The 4016-nt window shown below is 35.5% G+C and carries 6 protein-coding genes; 3 read left to right on the top strand and 3 right to left on the bottom strand.

All coding sequences use genetic code 11. The features are described from left to right. Positions 1-347: 347 nt before the first annotated feature. From BUB87_RS13700 to BUB87_RS13690, 3 genes are read right to left on the bottom strand one after another with little or no spacing between them, the layout of a single operon-like run. Positions 348-725: a DUF3232 domain-containing protein gene (locus tag BUB87_RS13700; RefSeq protein ID WP_073346614.1), complete on the bottom strand. Its 378-nt coding sequence runs from the start codon at positions 723-725 to the stop codon at positions 348-350. 18 nt (positions 726-743) lie between these two features. Further along, positions 744-1541 carry a hypothetical protein gene (locus tag BUB87_RS13695; RefSeq protein ID WP_073346612.1) on the bottom strand — a complete coding sequence of 266 codons (798 nt, stop codon included), beginning with the start codon at positions 1539-1541 and terminating at the stop codon, positions 744-746. Continuing rightward, positions 1525-1743, bottom strand: a complete 219-nt coding sequence (locus tag BUB87_RS13690; protein WP_073346609.1) for a M56 family metallopeptidase — start codon at positions 1741-1743, stop codon at positions 1525-1527. Before BUB87_RS13690 ends, BUB87_RS13695 begins: the two co-directional genes overlap by 17 nt. A gap of 593 nt (positions 1744-2336) precedes the next feature. Here BUB87_RS13690 and BUB87_RS13685 point away from each other — a divergent pair. The 3 genes from BUB87_RS13685 to BUB87_RS13675 all read left to right on the top strand — a co-directional run bounded on the left by BUB87_RS13685 (position 2337) and on the right by BUB87_RS13675 (position 3923). Then, positions 2337-2663: an ArsR/SmtB family transcription factor gene (locus tag BUB87_RS13685; protein WP_073346607.1), complete on the top strand. Its 327-nt coding sequence runs from the start codon at positions 2337-2339 to the stop codon at positions 2661-2663. Next, positions 2660-3607, top strand: a complete 948-nt coding sequence (locus BUB87_RS13680) for a permease (protein ID WP_073346604.1) — start codon at positions 2660-2662, stop codon at positions 3605-3607. The genes BUB87_RS13685 and BUB87_RS13680 overlap by 4 nt, the downstream gene beginning before the upstream one ends. A gap of 73 nt (positions 3608-3680) precedes the next feature. Then, the gene (locus BUB87_RS13675) at positions 3681-3923 is read left to right on the top strand and encodes a thioredoxin family protein (protein WP_073346602.1); all 243 of its coding nucleotides are present in this window, start codon (positions 3681-3683) and stop codon (positions 3921-3923) included. Positions 3924-4016: the final 93 nt, after the last annotated feature.

Below are 4016 nucleotides of genomic sequence, written 5' to 3'. Positions count from 1 at the left end.
TGGGTTTATTAAGTGTTGCCTTTTTTAGAGTTTTTGAGGCCTTTATTTTTCAAGGTTCCAAAAAATACTACTTGACATTACACCGCTTGTCTTAACGTCCATGCTCTTTCAAACATGTAAAAGCCAATACCCGCCATTTTAAATGTATCATGGCCGTTGTTTACGAGCTCTTTAAGCCTTTCCCTCAGTAGATCTTCGTCAATACTGGGAAAAGCATATCCTTTAAGAGCTAGTTCTTACTCCAACAGTCTTTTTGCAGCTGCCATGGCATATGTTCGCCTTTTTGTCATTGCTAATACTTTATTTGGCTCAATTCTATTTTAGCATTTCTCTTTTCTCCTTGGTTCTTACAATGTTCTTGTCATGAATATTTCATCTATAACCTTTTTGGCAAACTCAGCTATTTCTATACGATTATCACCTCCTGTATAGATAATTGGCTCGCCATAGGTCTCACAAAGCCTATTGATAAGCTTTGTGGAAGCAATTAGAGAGTCATGAACAACCTTTCGGTTCTTATCAAGCTGTGCAATGTACTCTCTGTATTCCCTTGGTTCCATTCTATCTCTAGCAGCAATCATGGCAGCTTCCATATCTATCACAGCTTTAACATAATTGCCACAAGCTTTTATATATTCCTCTATAGCAAGCATATCGTCTGTTACAAATGAACTTCCCGAACTTTTAATTTTTTCAACTAATGAATTAAACTTCTCCCTTATCATATGTCCTCTCCTTTACTATTAAACATAAGCAAGTTCTTCTAATTCTCGCTTATTACTAAACAGAAAATCTATTGCCTGATGTGATGCGATTGTTATTTCAGTAATCAACCACTTTCTTTCTAATTTTTCCACCGTCAGCGTTATCCCCGTCCTCCACTCCTCACCGGGAACGCTTGTTATTTCTACAATATTCCCAGTGATAAAGAATTTATTTTTTTTAGGTGTAGGTTTAAAACTTTTTGCAATTCTTATTAGCATGGATTCATCGGCATATTTTGTATCCGCATAGATGTCGTAAGCGACTCTATCATCCTCAAATATTAGGTATAAATGGTTTTCGTTTTTAATAGAGGTATCTCCGGATGCTGCCGGTGGAGTCATATCAAGATTTATCAAAACCGCCTTTGTTATTAATCCTTTTATCTCTTTTTCGCTCTTAACTTCTGAGTGGTTAGGCAAAAACAAAGGTTGATCGGGCTCATAACTTATAATCTGTATCCCGCCAATCGGTACATTGTCCTTTTCAAATAAAGGAAGTTCATTATTTGATATGATTTTCGTTTTACTAATAATCTTAAAAATTGTATTCTTTTCCGTAATTGAACCCGGCGTATCTGTTTTTATCTTCCAATCGGTAGGTATTTTAATGGTGAAATACCTTGTCTGCAAAGAAGTATTTGACATAGGATTTGTTAATAATACAAAACCTAGAATAATAAAAGCAATTACCCCTGTAACAATAAACAATCGTCTTTTATCTTTAAATATGTCAGCCATTTTTATCATTTTTATTCTCCTTTCAATATTGCCCTTCATTATCTACCATCCCGACAAGCTTTAAAGATATATGCCGAGAATTTAAGCTTTCCAGCATAGTAATAATTGTTCTTCCGTATTCCTTTTCTTCTCCGCCTCCCAAAATATTCAATACCTTTCTGTCAGCAGCTACCTCCATATCCTGCCGGATTCTTTTGAAAAAATACCATAATAAAGGATTGAACCAGCGAATTATCTGCAATAAAAGTAAAATTATGAATAGTCTTTGGTTTTCATCCCGTTGATTTTGTCAGCCTTTCAACAATCTCGGAACTTGTTGCTTGATTGAGATTTCAGAGTATTTTGATAACTTCTAATTCGGATCCAGATATTTTTGGAATTTTTCTCATTATGTTCTTACCTCGCTTATCAGTTTTCAAATGTCGCTTGTCTTATTGATAATATCTCCATATTTCTATTTTACCGGGTTGGTTATATTTAGTCAAAATAGTTAATTACATAAATAAATATTAAGAAAATACTTAAGCTTTTTTAGTAGCAGGTTATATACGGTGCAATCCTTTCTGTAAGTTTTTTAATATTTTCCTATTTGTATATTAAAAATAAGAGGCAAGAGAAGCTGGAAGTCTTGGGCAAGGACTACCATCTCAGCTTTACTTCGCCTACATCTTGCAAAGCTGACCCTTGACAACCTCGCGTTCTGCGATGGTTAGGATAACCAATCACTGCAAAGGATAAAAAGACTTTTATTTTGTTGACCTTATTATTTTTTTATTTTATAATATATTAGAATTTTATAATATGCTAAAATACTTAATTGAAAGGATGACCTAAATGAACCAGTTGAATTCAATCAGAGCGGAATTTTATAAAGCGCTGGCTCATCCCACCCGTATCAAAATTCTCGAGTTACTTAAAAATGGAGAAAAATGTGTATGCAATATCATAGAGGAACTGGGGTTGGAGCAATCCAATGTATCCCAACACTTAAACGTATTGAAAAACCAGGGTATCGTAGCATCCAGGCGTGAAGGTACTTTTGTAATGTACTATGTACTAAACCCCAGAATATATGACCTTATAGATATAACCGATAAAATCCTGGAAATGCAGCTGGAAACAGTGCAAAAAGAGCTTAGAGAAAGGAGAAATAAAATATGATACAGTCACTGGCAGATTATATCGTATATAAGCTCATGAATATAGAACCACACACAAAAGCAGGCAGTGCCTTAAATTTCTTCATATATGACACCATAAAAATTTTTCTGCTCCTTGCGATCTTAATATACACTATCTCTTTTATAAGAAGTTATTTACCGCCTGAAAAGGTAAAAAAAATACTGAGCAGAGAGCACGAATTCCTAGGTAATATCTTAGCAGCACTACTGGGCATCGTCACGCCCTTTTGCTCCTGCTCTGCAGTACCATTATTTATAGGCTTCATAGAAGCAGGCGTGCCTTTAGGAGTCACATTTTCATTTCTCGTGGCATCTCCTGTGATAAATGAGGTAGCCGCTACGATGCTTTTTGCATTATTCGGCTTTAAAATAGCTTTTATATATATCTTATCGGGACTCATTATCGCCATTATCAGCGGTTTTATTATTGGAAGGCTGCATTTAGAGCATCTGGTAGAAGACTACGTCTACAATATACATGTAGGCCAAACTGAAGTGGCTTCCATGAATCTAAGAGCAAGGCATGACTTTGCCTTTAATAGTATGAAAGATATCGTAAAAAGGGTATGGCTATTTATATTACTGGGAGTAGCAATTGGAGCGCTTATACACGGTTACGCCCCTTTAGACTTTATGAGTAAAATCGCCGGTAAAAACAACCTTCTGGCAGTACCCTTAGCTACCATCATAGGAATACCTCTTTATTCCAATGCCGCTGGAACCATACCCATTGTGCATGCGTTAACTGAAAAAGGCGTTAGCATTGGTACTGCATTGTCTTTCATGATGTCTATAACGGCATTATCAGTCCCTGAGATGATTATACTGAGAAAAGTCATCAAACCCAAACTTATAGCAATATTTATAGGAATTGTGGGCATTGCCATCATGTTTACAGGCTATCTATTTAACATTATTATCTAGATCAAAGTGATGTTGATAGGCGAGGCATTTATATAATAATATAATCTATAATCTTGCAGAAAGGATGATTTGCATGGAAATTAAAATACTTGGCGGCGGATGCGCTAACTGCAAAGCACTGGAAAGGCTGACAAGGGAAGTTATAGAGGAACTTAATCTGAACGCAAATATAACAGAAGTTAAAGACATTCAGAAGATACTTGCATACGGTGTCATGAGCACACCAGCATTGGTTGTCAATGAAAAGGTGCTGGTATCAGGAAGGGTTCCATCAAAAAACGAAATACTCAATCTCATAAAAGCAGAAGTACAATAATAGAGACTGTAAAAAATTTTGTGTAAAATGATTAAAAACCTCTTTCTTGGTAAGAATTCAAAAATAAAACAAACCGAGAAGGAGGTTTTTAAA

The sequence above is a fragment of the Caldanaerobius fijiensis DSM 17918 genome, from assembly GCF_900129075.1.
Lineage (GTDB): Bacteria > Bacillota > Thermoanaerobacteria > Thermoanaerobacterales > Caldanaerobiaceae > Caldanaerobius > Caldanaerobius fijiensis.
This window is presented reverse-complemented; position numbering and strand designations above follow the sequence as displayed.